Origin of the sequence: Blastococcus atacamensis, assembly GCF_002938425.1 — a bacterium.
Lineage (GTDB): Bacteria > Actinomycetota > Actinomycetes > Mycobacteriales > Geodermatophilaceae > Blastococcus > Blastococcus atacamensis.
Genome location: NZ_POQU01000096.1, coordinates 1 through 13,190, shown reverse-complemented (window position 1 = coordinate 13,190; position 13,190 = coordinate 1). Strand labels below are relative to the sequence as shown.

General features: G+C 72.9%; 13 protein-coding genes and 1 pseudogene. 4 read left to right on the top strand and 10 right to left on the bottom strand.

From position 1 onward, the window contains the following. A partial coding sequence (locus C5508_RS17100) for a D-alanyl-D-alanine carboxypeptidase family protein (protein ID WP_232797236.1) occupies positions 1-2,026 on the top strand: 2,026 nt, incomplete at its 5' end. Positions 2,027-2,083: 57 nt separating this feature from the next. Here the strand turns inward: C5508_RS17100 and C5508_RS17095 are convergent. Both C5508_RS17095 and C5508_RS17090 read right to left on the bottom strand, forming a co-directional pair. Next, positions 2,084-2,848 (bottom strand): hypothetical protein, encoded by a 765-nt coding sequence (locus C5508_RS17095; RefSeq protein WP_104526139.1) that lies wholly within the window; start codon positions 2,846-2,848, stop codon positions 2,084-2,086. Beyond that, positions 2,845-3,195, bottom strand: a complete 351-nt coding sequence (locus C5508_RS17090) for a hypothetical protein (RefSeq protein ID WP_104526138.1) — start codon at positions 3,193-3,195, stop codon at positions 2,845-2,847. Before C5508_RS17090 ends, C5508_RS17095 begins: the two co-directional genes overlap by 4 nt. Before the next feature lie 254 nt (positions 3,196-3,449). Between C5508_RS17090 and C5508_RS17085 the strand changes: the two genes are divergently transcribed. Next, positions 3,450-4,742 carry a YncE family protein gene (locus C5508_RS17085; RefSeq protein ID WP_104526137.1) on the top strand — a complete coding sequence of 431 codons (1,293 nt, stop codon included), beginning with the start codon at positions 3,450-3,452 and terminating at the stop codon, positions 4,740-4,742. A gap of 110 nt (positions 4,743-4,852) precedes the next feature. On the opposite strand, the gene C5508_RS17080 is transcribed toward C5508_RS17085, so the two are convergent. From C5508_RS17080 to C5508_RS17045, 8 genes are all read right to left on the bottom strand, one after another. Then, entirely contained in the window at positions 4,853-5,848 is a 996-nt protein-coding gene (locus tag C5508_RS17080) for a hypothetical protein (RefSeq protein WP_198598152.1), read from the bottom strand. A 159-nt stretch (positions 5,849-6,007) separates the two neighbouring features. Further along, positions 6,008-7,117 (bottom strand): sigma-70 family RNA polymerase sigma factor, encoded by a 1,110-nt coding sequence (locus C5508_RS17075; protein ID WP_104526136.1) that lies wholly within the window; start codon positions 7,115-7,117, stop codon positions 6,008-6,010. A gap of 72 nt (positions 7,118-7,189) precedes the next feature. Beyond that, positions 7,190-7,696: a hypothetical protein gene (locus C5508_RS17070; protein WP_104526140.1), complete on the bottom strand. Its 507-nt coding sequence runs from the start codon at positions 7,694-7,696 to the stop codon at positions 7,190-7,192. A 201-nt stretch (positions 7,697-7,897) separates the two neighbouring features. Beyond that, positions 7,898-8,212 carry a carbon storage regulator CsrA gene (csrA, locus tag C5508_RS20760; RefSeq protein WP_269801793.1) on the bottom strand — a complete coding sequence of 105 codons (315 nt, stop codon included), beginning with the start codon at positions 8,210-8,212 and terminating at the stop codon, positions 7,898-7,900. An 89-nt stretch (positions 8,213-8,301) separates the two neighbouring features. Next, positions 8,302-8,745 (bottom strand): flagellar assembly protein FliW, encoded by a 444-nt coding sequence (gene fliW / locus C5508_RS17060; RefSeq protein ID WP_104526135.1) that lies wholly within the window; start codon positions 8,743-8,745, stop codon positions 8,302-8,304. Beyond that, positions 8,745-9,626: a flagellar hook-associated protein FlgL gene (gene flgL / locus C5508_RS17055; protein WP_104526134.1), complete on the bottom strand. Its 882-nt coding sequence runs from the start codon at positions 9,624-9,626 to the stop codon at positions 8,745-8,747. Before flgL ends, fliW begins: the two co-directional genes overlap by 1 nt. Before the next feature lie 5 nt (positions 9,627-9,631). Then, positions 9,632-11,026 (bottom strand): flagellar hook-associated protein FlgK, encoded by a 1,395-nt coding sequence (flgK, locus tag C5508_RS17050; RefSeq protein WP_104526133.1) that lies wholly within the window; start codon positions 11,024-11,026, stop codon positions 9,632-9,634. Beyond that, a complete protein-coding gene (locus C5508_RS17045) occupies positions 11,023-11,508 on the bottom strand; it encodes a flagellar protein FlgN (RefSeq protein ID WP_104526132.1) in 486 nt (161 codons plus the stop codon). The genes flgK and C5508_RS17045 overlap by 4 nt, the downstream gene beginning before the upstream one ends. Positions 11,509-11,772: 264 nt before the next feature. On the opposite strand from C5508_RS17045, the gene C5508_RS17040 reads away from it, so the two are divergent. Together C5508_RS17040 and C5508_RS17035 are read left to right on the top strand one after the other, a co-directional pair. Continuing rightward, positions 11,773-12,687, top strand: a complete 915-nt coding sequence (locus C5508_RS17040) for a sigma-70 family RNA polymerase sigma factor (protein WP_232797235.1) — start codon at positions 11,773-11,775, stop codon at positions 12,685-12,687. Between the two features lie 202 nt (positions 12,688-12,889). Continuing rightward, positions 12,890-13,190, top strand: a pseudogene (locus C5508_RS17035) (hypothetical protein); the annotation flags it as partial.

Sequence of the window (13,190 nt, the reverse complement as noted above, 5' to 3'; positions counted from 1 at the left end):
GACCCGCACCACCCCGTCGACCCGCACCACCCCTCCGACCCGCACCCGCGCCGCCGGTGCTCCTCGCCGCGACGGCCGTCCGCCCCTGACCCCGGCGGAGGCCGCCGCCCTGCGGGACGCGCTGGCGGCGCGGGATGCGCATGCTCGCCGGGAAACCGGCGCCGCCCGTCCGGCCGCTGCGATCCGTCCCGGCGTGACCCCGGAGCAGCTCGCCGCCGCGCGCGCCGCCGTCGCCGCCCGCCGTCCCGGTGGCACCCGTACTCCCGGCGCCCGCCGTCCGGCCCCGGGCCGGACCGCCGCGCGCCGGGCTCCGACCCGTGGCCGCACCAGGCCCAAGGCGCCCAAGGCCGAGCGCACCGGCGCGCGCTGGTCGACCCGGCTCGGCGTCGTCGCCACCAGCGCGCTGCTGCTCCCCGCGGCGCTCGCGCTCGGTCTTCCCGCGTCCGACCCGGTTCCCGGGCAGAGCGACACCGTCACCCTGGCCCTCACCGCGCGCAGCTCGCTGCTCGAGCAGGCCGACCTCTACCGCCGCCTGGAGCAGACCGCCGACCAGCGTCGCGCCCGGCTCCAGCAGGCCGAGGTCGCCGAGCAGGCGGCCCGGGACCGCGTCGAGGCGCAGAGGTCGACGGTCGGCGCGAGGGCCGCCGCCCTGTACCGCTCGGGTCCGGTCGACCGGCTGCCCGTGTTCGCCCTGGACACGCGGGAGTCCCAGGCCGCTCCGGCGGTCCTCTTCCAGCAGGGCGTGGCGGAGCTGACCGGGTCCGAGATCGAGGCCGCCGTCGCCCGGGCCGAGCGCGCAAGCGCCGACCTGCGAGCAGCCGACGCCCGCGTCGACGCCGCGCGCTCGGACCTGGCCGTCGCCGAGGCGCGGGCTGCCGAGGTGCTGGGCACCGTGCGCTCCGAGGTCGACGACCTCTCCCCCGAGGTGTCCGGCGTCCTCGCCGGCATCGGCTCGATCCCGGTCGCCGGACCGCAGCAGAGCCGCAACGACGCCGTGCTGCGCCGCTGGCAGGAGTACCTGGCCCGGCTCGCCGCGGCCGACATCGCGCCGCCGCCGGCGGCGGCGCTGGCCGACCCGGCGGCGCTCCCCGACGGCTTCTCCCCCGCGCTCGACGCCGACGGCCGGCCGGTGCCCGGCGTGGTGTGGGCGATCATCGGCAGCGAGCCGGTGACCGTGCTCCCCGCCGAGACGGTCGCGGCGGTCAGCAACGCGCTCTCCCAGCTCGGCAAGCCCTTCGTGCCCGGCAGCGCCGGCCCCGAGACCTACGACTGCGGCGGGTTCACCGCGGCGTCGTGGCTCATGGGCGGCTACGCGCTGGCCCGCAGCCCTCAGGACCAGTGGGCCAGCGGTGCGGCCGTCCCGCTGCGCGACCTGCAGATCGGCGACCTCGTGTTCTCCCCCGGCGGCACCGACGTCGGCCTGTACCTCGGCGACGGCGACGTCGTCGGCGCCTCGGCCGCCACCTACCAGGTCGGCGTGCGGTCCCTGGACCCGAGCGCGTCGGCGGTGCGGGTCACCGCGTCCGGTCCGGCCCAGCCCAACGCCCCGTTGCCCGTCCTCGCCGACAGCACCGCCGACTGCGGCGCGCCGCTGCCGGTCGCGGGCCCGGTCAGCCCGGCCTGGGGCGGCTGGTCCAACGGCCGCATCCCGGTCGAGGCGCTCTGCCGTCTCGGCGTCGACGGCCACGCGCTGCGGTGCGACGCGGCCGCCTCCTACGGTCGGATGGCCGAGGCGTACACGGCCGAGTTCGGCACGCCGATGTGCATCACCGACTCCTACCGCTCGTTCGGTGCGCAGGTCGGGGCCTACTACCGCAAGCCGATGCTGGCCGCGCTGCCCGGCACCTCCAACCACGGCTGGGCGCTGGCGGTCGACCTCTGCGACGGCATCAACGTCGCCGGGACGCCGCAGTGGAACTGGATGACGGCTCACGCGGCACGGTTCGGCTTCGTCCAGCCCGACTGGGCGCGCCCGGGCGGCGAGAAGCCCGAGCCCTGGCACTGGGAGTACGGCCGCATCAGCTGAAAGGACCCCGTCCTCCCCACCCTTCGCACGCTCAGAGCGGGACCCGGGACGGGGCCGTCAGAGCCAGGGGAGGTCGACGACGCGCCGCCAGGGCAGGGTGACGCTGGACTCGCCGGTCTGGCCGGCCAGGCGCCGCGCCACCCCGGGCGCCGCGCAGACCACCGGCCGGTGCGGGGTCACCACGACGTGCACGTCGGACGTGGACAGCCCCGCCGTCACGATGCGGTGCAGCATCAGCTCCGGCGCGACGAGCGCCGAGGTGGCCAGAACCGGCACTGTGCGGTGCGACCACAGGGCCAGGGGGCCTTCGACGCGCATGTCCAGCGCGACGTCGTGCGACCGGCCGGTCGCCGCCGACCGGGTGCGGTGCAGCTCCAGCGCCCGGGCGGCCGGGGACGGTGCCCAGGGAAGCGCGAGGTCGCCGCGCACGACGACGACGGTCCAGCCGACCGCGGTCTGCGCGTCGTCGGTCCAGTCGAGGACGGCGATCCCGCCGCGCGCAGCGGCGGCATCGGTGACCGGACGGCGGGCCACGAAGGTGCGTAGCGCCGTGGCGATGCCGGCGGGCGTGGCCGGCACGCCGGCCCGGCTCATGTCGTCGGCCAGGTCGAGCAGCGGGATCTGCTCCTCGCGCTCGTCCTCCTCCAGGTGGAGCACCGTGCCGGCGCCGGAGCGGCGGACGAGACGCAGGCGCAGCCCGGGAGTCGCGAGTCGGGGCAGGAGCTCGGCGGCCACGTCGAGCAGGTCGGTGACGTCCACCGGGGTCACCCGGAAGCGGTGCAGCAGGCCTGAGGAGGTGCCGAAGATGCTGGACGCCGTCATGGGCGGCCCGCCCGGGAGCGGAGCCGATCGCCCAGCGCATCGGGGAGGTCCGCCAGCTCCAGCACGGCGGTGAGCTCGACGGGGCTCAGTCGGACGGGGAGGACGTCGTCGTCCCAGCCGGTGGCGAGCCGCACGCGCGCGGTGGACGTGGGCCAGACCGCCTCGCGGGCGGCGGCCACGTGCAGTTCGGTGAGCACGTCCTGGAGGTGGATGGCGGTGACCGGGTGGACGTCCTGGTCGGCCAGGGCGGCCTGCACGGTGTCGCCCAGGAGCGAGCGGGCGGCCGCATCGAGCCAGTGCGGGACCAGCGTCTGGGAGCCGGCGTCGCCGGTGGGCAGCGCGGTCACCGGGGACCGCCCCGGTACCACGGTCCGGTCGCCGCCTCCGCCGATCCGGCGTGCTGGCGAGTGCGGGGGCCCGGTGTCACGAGGTGGATATCGGCAGGCGCACGGCCCTGTGGACCCCTTCCCCGACCCTTTTCCCCGACGCTGTCGGCACCGGGCGTGTCCGCCCCGGGCGTGACCCAGGTCCCACCTCGGGCGTAACCGGTTGCGGACCTGCGCGTTCTCCACGTGACGAACCCCGACCGGGAGGCTCCCCGATGCGTCGCACCGCCGCTCCGCTCGCCGTCGCCCTCGCCGTGTCCGCGGTCCTGGTCACCGGGGGCACGTCGGCCGCCCGCCCCGGGACCGACCGCCCCTCGGCGCCGCACGAGGTGATGTTCGTGGGCAACAACTGGGACGGGACGGCGACCGTCGTCGATGGACGGACCCACGAGACGATCCGGACGATCGACACGATCCCCGACCGCGCCGCACGGATGGCCGAGATCGTCGCCCGACCGGACAAGCTGGTCTTCTACCTGGCCATCCAGGCGGGGATCGGCGAGGGACGCGCGCAGTACACCGACGACATGTTCACCACCCACGACGGCCGGCTGCTCGCGGTCAGTCGGCCCAGCTTCGCCGACGTCGTGGGCATCGACCTGGCGTCCGGGGCGATCCGCTGGCGGTTCCCGATGGAGGGCTACCGGTCCGACCACATGGGGGTCTCCCCGGACGGCGAGCGGTTGCTCGTCAGCGACTCGACCGCGAACAAGGTGCACGAGCTCGACATCCGCACCGGCGCGAAGACCGGGGAGTTCCCGAGCGGGGACACCCCGCACGAGAACAACTACACCGCCGACGGCGAGCGGGTCTTCCACGCCAGCATCGGCCGGGTCTACACCCCCACCGACCGGCCCGTCCTCCGCCAGCCCTACGACACCCTCAAGGGCGAGCGGGTGTTCCAGATCGTGCGGACCGACGACATGACCGTCGAGTCCCGCTGGGACATGGGCAAGGAGCTCGAGGAGGCCGGGTATCCGGGGATGGCGTCGGCCGTGCGGCCGATGGCCGTGGCACCGGACGAGCGGTTCGTCTACCTGCAGGTGTCGTTCTTCCACGGGTGGATCGAGTTCGACACCCAGGCGGCCGACCCGACGGTCACCTACGAGGGCGAGCCGACGGTGGGCGCAGTGACCCGCGTGGTCGACCTGCCGCAGCGGACCACCGAGCCCCGCGAGCTGTACGTGCTCGACTCCGCGCACCACGGCCTGGCCATGAACCCGGAGGGGACGACGCTCTGCGCCGCCGGCACGATGGACGGCTACGCGGCCGTCATCGACCGGGACACCGAGGAGTACACCCTCGTGGACGTCGGCGACAAGCCGTACTGGTCGACCAACGGCGTCGACGGCTCCGAGTGCTGGGTGTCGGTCAGCGGCGAGGACGAGGTCGTCGTCATCGACTACGACACCGCTGCGGTGGTCGCCACCATCCCGGTGGGCGACCACCCGCAACGGGTGCGCGAGGGCGTCGTCGACGCCACGGTGCTGAAGGCCTGGGCCCGCTGACCCCCGGCGAGACCCTTGATGATCAGGAGACCTGATCATCAAGGGTCCTGGCTCAGCGTCGACGGTGAGCCAGGACCCTCCGTGGTGAGCCAGGATTCACGCCGGGACCGTCAAGCAGCGTCGGCCGGCGACCCCGGTTCTGCGCGCGCCACGGTGCGGAAGCGACGCTCGCCTACGTAGGGGGCGGCCAACAGCGCTCCGATCCTCGCCGCCTTGAGAGGCCATGCGCCGCCCAGATCCTCGTTGAAGACGCGGACCACACGCACCCCGGTGTCCCGGATGCGGTCCTCGCGCCGCTTCTCCCTCCACAGGACGTCGCCGGGCGACTCGCCGTCCCGCGGATCGAGGTACTTCACCCGCCCGTCGAACTCGAGCGCGACGGCCGCCTCGGCGTACCAGGCGTCGACGCGCCCCACGAAGCCGGCGTCGTCATGGATCTCCACCTGCAGCTCCGGGCGCGGCAGTCCCGCCGACAGCAGCGCCAGGCGACCGCGGGTCTCCAGCGGAGACTCGGCTCGCCCGTCGCTCAAGCTGAGCGCCCGGGCCGCGCCGGAGATGCCCACGCGATGGCGGCCCGCGAGCACCGCCCGGTGCAGCTCGGCACGATCGATCTTCAGCCCCTGCAAGGCGGCGTCGAAAGCAATCACGCTGTCGGTCAGTGCCCACTCGCGCGCGCAGTCCACCAAGGTCCGGGCGACCGAAGTCGCGCCGTACTGCAACCACGGGACGACGTCGTCCTCGGCCAGCATCGCTCGAGCCACCCGGTAGCCGCGGCCACGCCGCCACTGATCCACCGCAGTCACGCGCACTTCCTGCGGCTCGCTCCGGGGGACGATCAGGCCGTGCAGCCGCGCGGCAGAGGAGTGGCTCAGCACCGGACCGGGGCCGAGGCTCAACAGCACTGCCACGCAGTCGACCATGTGTCTGAGCCGCGGATCGCCTCGCAGCTCGTCAGCCGACACGTAGACGCCCTTGCGCAGACGCGTCCACCGGCGCGTCCTGAGTTCCACCCGGACGTCGTCGACGCTGTAACCGACGGCCAGCGCCTCCTGGCTGGTGAAGACGCCGAGGCGCGTGTCGGCCAGGGCTCGTAGCTGCGGATGCACCCGGGGAGTCTCGCCAGAGCACCGGTCACGCGGGCTCCGCGCGGCTCGGGCTGTGGACAACCGCCGTCCCGGCTCAGCATCCGGGGTCCTGGCTCACCACCGACGGCGAGCCAGGACCCTTGACGATCAGGCGACCTGATCGTCAAGGCTCCTCGGGGGTCAGTCGGCGAGCTCGGCCAAGCGGTCCTTGAGGGCCTTCTCCACCCGGTCGGCGTAAACGTTCATGTTCCGCACCGAGGTGTTGAGGTCCGACGACAGCTGGGTCTTGGTCTGACCGCCCCACGTCGTCAGGTACCAGGTGGCCCAGCCCAGGACGTTGGGCTGACCGGCGCGCTGGTCGGGCCGGGCGCCCGGGTCCGGGGCGCAGGCCGCGGTGAGGGCATGCGAGAGCAGGGTCTGCTCCGCCTCCCCCATGATCTCGTCCGGCGCCTCGCAGGAGTCCGGCAGCAGGATCTCGGTCGCGTCCGGCGTGCCGTCCAGCGACTGCAGGTTGCGCAGGCCGTTCAGTGTGGCGACGGTCTGCGAGTTGCGCCGCAGGGTGGCGACGCTCTGGCCCATGTAGGTGGCCAGTTCCTTCTCCGAGGGCCGCCGCTGGTGCTCCGCCATGAAGGCGGCGATGGCCTTCTGCTGCTTGTGCTCGGTGTCGGCGGCGGTGCGCCCGTGGGCGTTGCGGCCGAGGTCGTGCACCCACTTGGAGAGCTGGGTGGCGAGGAAGGCACCGAACGGGACCGACTTGGTCTCGTCGTACTGCGCCACGGCCTTGAGCACCCACTCGTACACCTGCTGGCCCAGGTCGTCCGGGTCGGGCAGGTGCAGGCGGATGGTGCTCATGTTGCGCTGCAGCCGCTTGAGGCTGACCGGGCCGTAGTGCCGACACAGGTCGGCGAGGAACGCCGGCGGCAGGTCGCGCGGCGCCCGGCGGCGGACGTCGGTCTCGGCGCGCAGGCCGATCGTGGTGACCCCGGCACCGCTGCACCAGGCCTTGACCCAGTCGGCGAGCACGGCGGCCGTGCCACAGGCGCCGTCGACCCGGTAGAGGCCGTCACCCTGGTCGTAGCTGACGGTCACGCCGTCGGGGACCTCGCCGCGGAACTCCTCGAGCGGGAGCTCCTGGTCGGCGCGGAAGTGCACCCGGTCGCGCGGGGTGATGGGCGCCAGCGCCCAGCCCTCGGCCTCGGGGATGCCGCCGAACACCAGGGGCTGGCGAGCGGCGGCGCGGCTGCGGTCGTCGGTGGTCGTCGGGAACGACGACGGGATGCGATCGGACATCGGTACTCCAGGGCACTACGGGGAAGAAGGGGCCGCCGAGAAGTCGGGGACCCGGTACTGCGGAGGAGGCCGTCAGGCCGAGATGCGCTCGCCGGGGCCGGGAAGCCGGGGCGTGGGGATCGTCGACACGGGCGCCGAGCCGCCGGGCCGGGTGTCGCCCAGGTCGGCGACGAGGTCGTCGACGCGGGCGGTGCCGTCGGCGATGCGGTCGAAGAGGGCCGTGGCAGCGGCGCGCTCGGCGGCGCTGGGCTCGGCGGTGTAGACCGGCATGTGGTCGTACAGCGAGGTGAACATCGCCGACACGAAGGCGTAGGCCGCCTGCGCCTGGGGCGAGAACTTCGCGATGGCGGTGCGCGGACCGAGGTCGATGCCGACGGTCACCCGAGCGACGCGGTCGTCCTTGCTCAGACCGGTGACGGTGACGACGACGTCCTCGTGCTCAGCCGCGAGAGCCGCCAGCGCCGCGAGGCACTTGCGCGTCGCGCCACGCCGCGGTCGCAGCTGCACGTGGACCACCACGGACTCCTGGTCGCCGGTCTGGTCGCCGGCCACCGACGTGGTGAATGCGTTGCGTGCCATGTTCATCGCCCCCTGTCACTTGCGTAGGGAGGAATCTGCCGCATGCGCGGTCCGAACACGGCACACAACTCGCTGTGTCCAACGCAGTTGTCGGCCCAAAGCTTCGGCAATAGTTGCCCGTGTCGCACACCGACCGGCCACCGTCGCCGTCAACTTGGCACGGCTTGACGAGAGTGGACCCCCCGTGGCCGTGCACTTCTGTCAGTCCACGGCGCGTGCCGGCTGCGCCTCCGCGTCGGCGGTGACCGCCGCAGCCTCGACGGTGCCCTCGACGGGCTCCGCGGCCGCGGCCGTGGGCGCGAACGCCGCGAGCGCGCCGAGGGTGTCCGCGGTGACCTGGGCCGCCAGCAGGTTCGCCTCGGCGATCTGCTTGTAGACCTCCTCGCGGTGGATCGCGACCTCGCGCGGGGCCTTGAAGCCCAGACGCACGGTGCCGCCGCGAACCTCGACGACGTGGACCTCGATGTCGTCGCCGATGCGGATGGTCTCGCCGACGCTGCGGGTGAGTGTGAGCACGTGTACCCCTCCATGGGTGATGTGGTGGCCGTCCGTGGCGGTGACCGCCGGTGCGGGCTCGGGCCGCGCGCCGCGCGGCCCTGTCGAGGTTATCGGCGCAGGCGCCGCCGAAGGGGAAGGGATCCGTCGGTCAGGACCACCTGCCGGGCCCGGTGCGTCGAGGGGGCGACGACGACCGGAGCGCGGAGGTTGGCCGTGGCCTCGGCGACATCCCCGACGGGAACGCTGACCAGGCAGTAGACCCGGGCCTCGGCCGGATCGGCCAGGCCCAGTTCCTGACCGACCGCCGCCGGGATCACCGGCGAGTAGTCCGGGAAGAAGTCCTTCGCCGGCACGGCGAGGAACCGCGGCCCGTCCGGCGCGACCGACTGCAGCCAGAACAGCAGGCCGGTGCTGTCCCCGGCGACCAGGACGTAGTCCCGGTGGACCGGGAAACCGGGCACGGGCTCGACGAACGACAGCACCTGGACCGGGGGCGGAGCGGGTGCGGTCGTCGGCCGGCTGGTCGCCGGGATGTCGGTCAGGGCGGACATCAGCGCAGGTAGTCCATCAGCGTCGGCGTGATCGCCTTCGCCGTCGCCTGCAGCGCCGCCTCGTAGGACGTCTGCTGCATCTGCAGCTTCATGATCGTGTAGGGCAGGTCGATGTCCTCGACCTGGGCGAGCCGCGTCTCCAGACCGAGGATCTGGTCGGCGTTGATCGCCTCCTCGCGATCGATCCGGTTCGCCCGGGCACCCACGTCGGCGATCGCCGACATCATCGTGTTCATCAGGCCGTCCAGGGCGTCCAAGGAGGCCCCCAGGGCGTCGGGGTTCGCCTCGAGGTCGACGACGATCTGGTTGACGACGGCGAACAGGTCGGCGCCGGCCGGACCGAAGGCCTCCGGCCCGTTGATGTCTATCCGCACGCTCTCGGTGGGCGAGACGCGCCGCTCGACGTCGGGGCCGACGACGCCGGTGAACGTGCCGGCGTCGTCGTAGGCGAACTGGCCGGTGGTGATGCCGCCGAAGAGCGGGCGGCCGGCCAGCGTCGTGTTGGCCATGCCGAGGAGGCTCTCCCGCAGCTGGGCGGTCTCCGTGGCGAGCGCCTCGCGGCTGGTGGCCGACATGGCGCCGTCGTTGGAGCCCTGGACGGCGAGGTTGCGCACCCGGCGGGTGACGTCGAGCATCTGCTGCAGCGTCGAGTCCGTCGAGTCCAGCCAGCTCCTGGCGTCGGCGATGTTGCGCGAGAACTGCGCGGTCGCCTCCTGGTCCGCCCGGGTCTGCATGGACCGGTTCACCCCGACCGGGGAGTCCGACGGCTTGCTGATCAGCTTGCCGGAGGTCAGCTGCTGCTGGAGCCTGCCGAGGGCGGCGAGGTTGGTGTTGAGACCGTCGAGGCTGGTCAGCGTGACGGCGCGCTGGGTGATCCTCATCTGAGTCAGCGCCCCACGAGTCCGGTGCGGTTGATGAGCACGTCGAGGGCCTCGTCGATCGCGGTGATCATGCGACCGGCGGCCGAGTAGGCGTGCTGGTACGAGAGCATGTTGGTGAGCTCCTCGTCGAGGTTGACACCGGCGACGGACTCGCGCGCGGCGTCGACCGTGGTGGTGATGCTGGTCTGGATCTGCAGGTTGCGCTGCGACACCGCGGAGTGGACACCGAGTTCGACGATCATCGTGCGGTAGATGCCGTCGGTGCCGTCGACCTTGTTGGCCAGCTGCGCCATCTTGTCGGCGTTGCGGGCATCGTTGTTGGCACTGCCGGCCACGGAGGATGCCGCCAGCCGGTTCGGGTCGGTGATCAGGACGCTGATGTTCGCGGCCGTGACGGGCGTGCCACCACCGAGGATGTCGCCACCCTGCGCCCCGTACAGGTCGGTCCCCTCGCCGTGCGTCTCGTTCATGGCGCCGGCCAACCCGGCGGCGATACCGTCGAGCTGCCCCCGGTAGCCGGGGATGATGGTGTTCAGCGTGTTGAGCTGCCCGGCCGCCGTGCCACCCACGCGCACGCTGAAGTCGCCGGTGGCGGTGACGATGCGGAGCGGGTCGGCGCCGGCCGAGTCGGGGTCGATCGTGCCCTTGAGCGAGAACTTGCTGGCGGTGCCGCCGGACACCAGGCTCATCCCGCCCACGACCACGTCCAGGACGCCGTCCTTCCCGGGACGGACGGCGGCGCCCACCGAGTCGGCGAGCTTCATGACGAGCAGGTCGCGCTGGTCGGCGAGGTCGTTCGACGGCAGACCGCTCTGGGTGGCCCGCTGGATCGCCACGTTCAGGGTCGCGATGTTCTCCGCGGCCGCGTTCACGTCGTCGACCAGGACCGAGAGGTTGTCACGCGCCTGGTCCCACTGACCGCCGAGCTGGGCCTGGCTGAAGTGCAGCCCGCCCACGAGCGTCTCCAGCCGCTTGAGCAGCTGGCCGCGGGCAGCCGGATCGTTCGGCTTGTTGGCGATGTCCTGCCAGCCGCTCCACATCTCGGACAGCATCTTCTGGATGCCCGTGGTCCCCGGCTCGCGGAAGGCCTGCTCGACCAGGTTGTAGGCCTCGGTCTCGGCGACCAGTTGCGCGCTGTTCGCGTGCTCGGTGTGCCCGCGCCCCTCGAGGAAGGCATCCCGGATGCGGATGACGTCGTCGGCGTCGACGCCCTGCCCGATGCCGGGGCTGGTCGAGTAGAACGCCGGGACCGCGCTGCCCCCGATGGCCTGCAGATCGACCCGCTGGCGGGTGTAGCCCTCGGTGTTGACGTTGGCGATGTTCTGGCCGGTCACGTCGAGGCCACGGCGCTGCGCCCAGAGGGCGGTGGTGGCTGCGTTGAGGGCGGAGAACGTACTCACAGGGCTCCGTCCAGGGTCACGGCGCGGGAGCTGCCGCTGGCGTGGCGGCCGGTCGAGCCGTAGGTGCCGGCCGAGGGGGTGCGGACCTTCAGGAGGGCGTCACCGATGGCCGACAGGCCGCTCTCGATGAGCTCGCGGTTGGCGTCGGAGAGGCTGCGCAGCTCGGTGACCAACACCAGCAGGGCCTCGTGGTGCTTGGCGTACAGGTCGTTCCACGGCGCGGGCGCGGAGTCGGCCACCTGGCGCAGCGACGGGTTGGCGCCCAGGCCGAGGCCCTCGGCCAGCGCCTCGGTCGCGGCGGCGCGCTCCACCTCGAGGGTGCGCAGCTGGTCGAGCACGACCTCGATCTCGTGGGCGATGCGCTGCAGCCAGCGCGTCTTGCCGGTGAGGATCAGGTACTGCTTCTCCTCGGCCTTGAACAGCAGCAGGTCAAGGAGCTCCTGCTCCCGCCACAGCAACGTCGACAGGTGCTGGTAGTCCACGTGTCCACCGCCTTCCGTCGTCTCGCAGTTCGTTGCACGCGGTCGGGCCAGGGAGCCGGGCCGTGACCGCCGTCGGTGCTGCCATCGGCACCCGCCGAGAGTGGGTCAAGCCGAAGCGCGGAAGTGGCGCTCAAGTTTCTGCGGGAATCTGCCGACGAGTGGTGCCGACCTCGCCCCGGCCCGCCGAGAGATACGGACGTGACCCCAGTCCGTGCCCTCGCGACCGAGCGTTCCCTGCTACATCGGTTGACGCATGACCGGCCGTTGCGCGAACGTCCCCAGGACGACCGGGCGCCCAACCCCTCGACGATCCGGTCCGCCCAGGAGGTGGACGCGCTGGTGACCGAGCACCTGCCGCTCGCTGCCTTCGCCGTCAACGCCGTGGCCGCCCGCATCTCGCTACCCACGCACGTCAGCCGTGAGGACCTGCTGTCCTGCGCGCACGTGGCCCTGGTCGAGGTCGCCAAGCGGTTCGATCCGAGCGCGGGCGCCTCCTTCTCCACATACGCGCTCGCCCGTCTCCAGGGCGCCGTGCTCGACGAGCTGCGCTCCGGCGACTGGGCCAGCCGCTCGGTGCGGGCCGCGGCCCGGCGGACCGACGCCGCGGCCGACGCGCTCACCATCAGCCTGGGCCGGCCTCCCACGCGGGAGGAGCTGGCCGAGAGCCTGGGCATCGCGCGGAGCGAGCTGGACCATCTGCAGGTCGACGTCCACCGCGCGGTGATGGTCAGCATCGACGCCGAGGCCGGCCCCGACGGGACGACGCTCGACCTGCCCGACACCGGCGAGTCACCGGAGCGGGCCGTGATGCGCGGCGAGCGCGCCCGGCACCTGCACGAGGCGATCCGTGCGCTTCCTGACCGGCTCGACGAGGTCATCGAGCGGAATTTCTTCGGTGATGAATCCCTGACCGACATCGCGGAGGACCTGGGGGTCACCCTCTCCCGCGTCTCGCAGATGCGCGCGCGGGCGCTGACCCTGCTGCACGCGGCGATGGGGGAGATCTGGGAGGGGACGCCGGTACCGGCCAGCGGTGGCGTGCGGGCCCGCAACCAGCAGCGCAGCTACCTGGATCGCCTCACCGCACGGGCCCCCGGGCACGCACCTACGCCGCCGCTCCCCCGGGGGCGGACCGCGTGGATCATGCCCGAACCGGCATCGGTCGCCCGGCCGGCCTGACCGCCCCACCCGACCGCACACCGCCGCACGGGCCGTCCGGAAAGACCACATCCATGAAGGTGCTGCTCATGCACGCCGGGGGCGACGCCCAGGACTACTACCGCGTCCGCGAGCCCGCGCGCGCCGGTCGGGCCTCGGCGTCGAGATCGAGCTGACCCGCGGCAGTCGGCCTGCAGGACCTGGATGGTCTGCAGCATGGCCGGTGTCTTGGAGAGCGGGAGGACGACGACGGGGCCTGCGGCAGGCCCTGGACGCGACCCGCGGCCAGAGCCGGTTCACCGTGTTCGGCCAGTGTGGCGACGCCCGGGACCGGCTCGGACTCTCCGACGAGCCGGCCGAGGTGCCGTGGGTGGCCGACGTCGACCGGTACGTGACTGCCCTCGGCGAACTCTTCGACGTCGGAACGGCCCCGCTGCGGGTGGACCGGCTCAACACCTGCAAGAGCTGGCTGAAGGCGCTGGAGCTGTCTCCTATACACATCCTCCGAGCCCAAGAGACCGTAA

Excerpts from the sequence above, each read along its gene's own strand:
- C5508_RS17095 (WP_104526139.1), bottom strand. The coding sequence starts at position 2,848 with ATGACGGCGTCCAGCATCTTCGGCACCTCCTCAGGCCTGCTGCACCGC.
- C5508_RS17085 (WP_104526137.1), top strand. The coding sequence starts at position 3,450 with ATGCGTCGCACCGCCGCTCCGCTCGCCGTCGCCCTCGCCGTGTCCGCG.
- C5508_RS17075 (WP_104526136.1), bottom strand. The coding sequence starts at position 7,117 with ATGTCCGATCGCATCCCGTCGTCGTTCCCGACGACCACCGACGACCGC.
- C5508_RS17070 (WP_104526140.1), bottom strand. The coding sequence starts at position 7,696 with ATGGCACGCAACGCATTCACCACGTCGGTGGCCGGCGACCAGACCGGC.
- fliW (WP_104526135.1), bottom strand. The coding sequence starts at position 8,745 with ATGTCCGCCCTGACCGACATCCCGGCGACCAGCCGGCCGACGACCGCA.
- flgL (WP_104526134.1), bottom strand. The coding sequence starts at position 9,626 with ATGAGGATCACCCAGCGCGCCGTCACGCTGACCAGCCTCGACGGTCTC.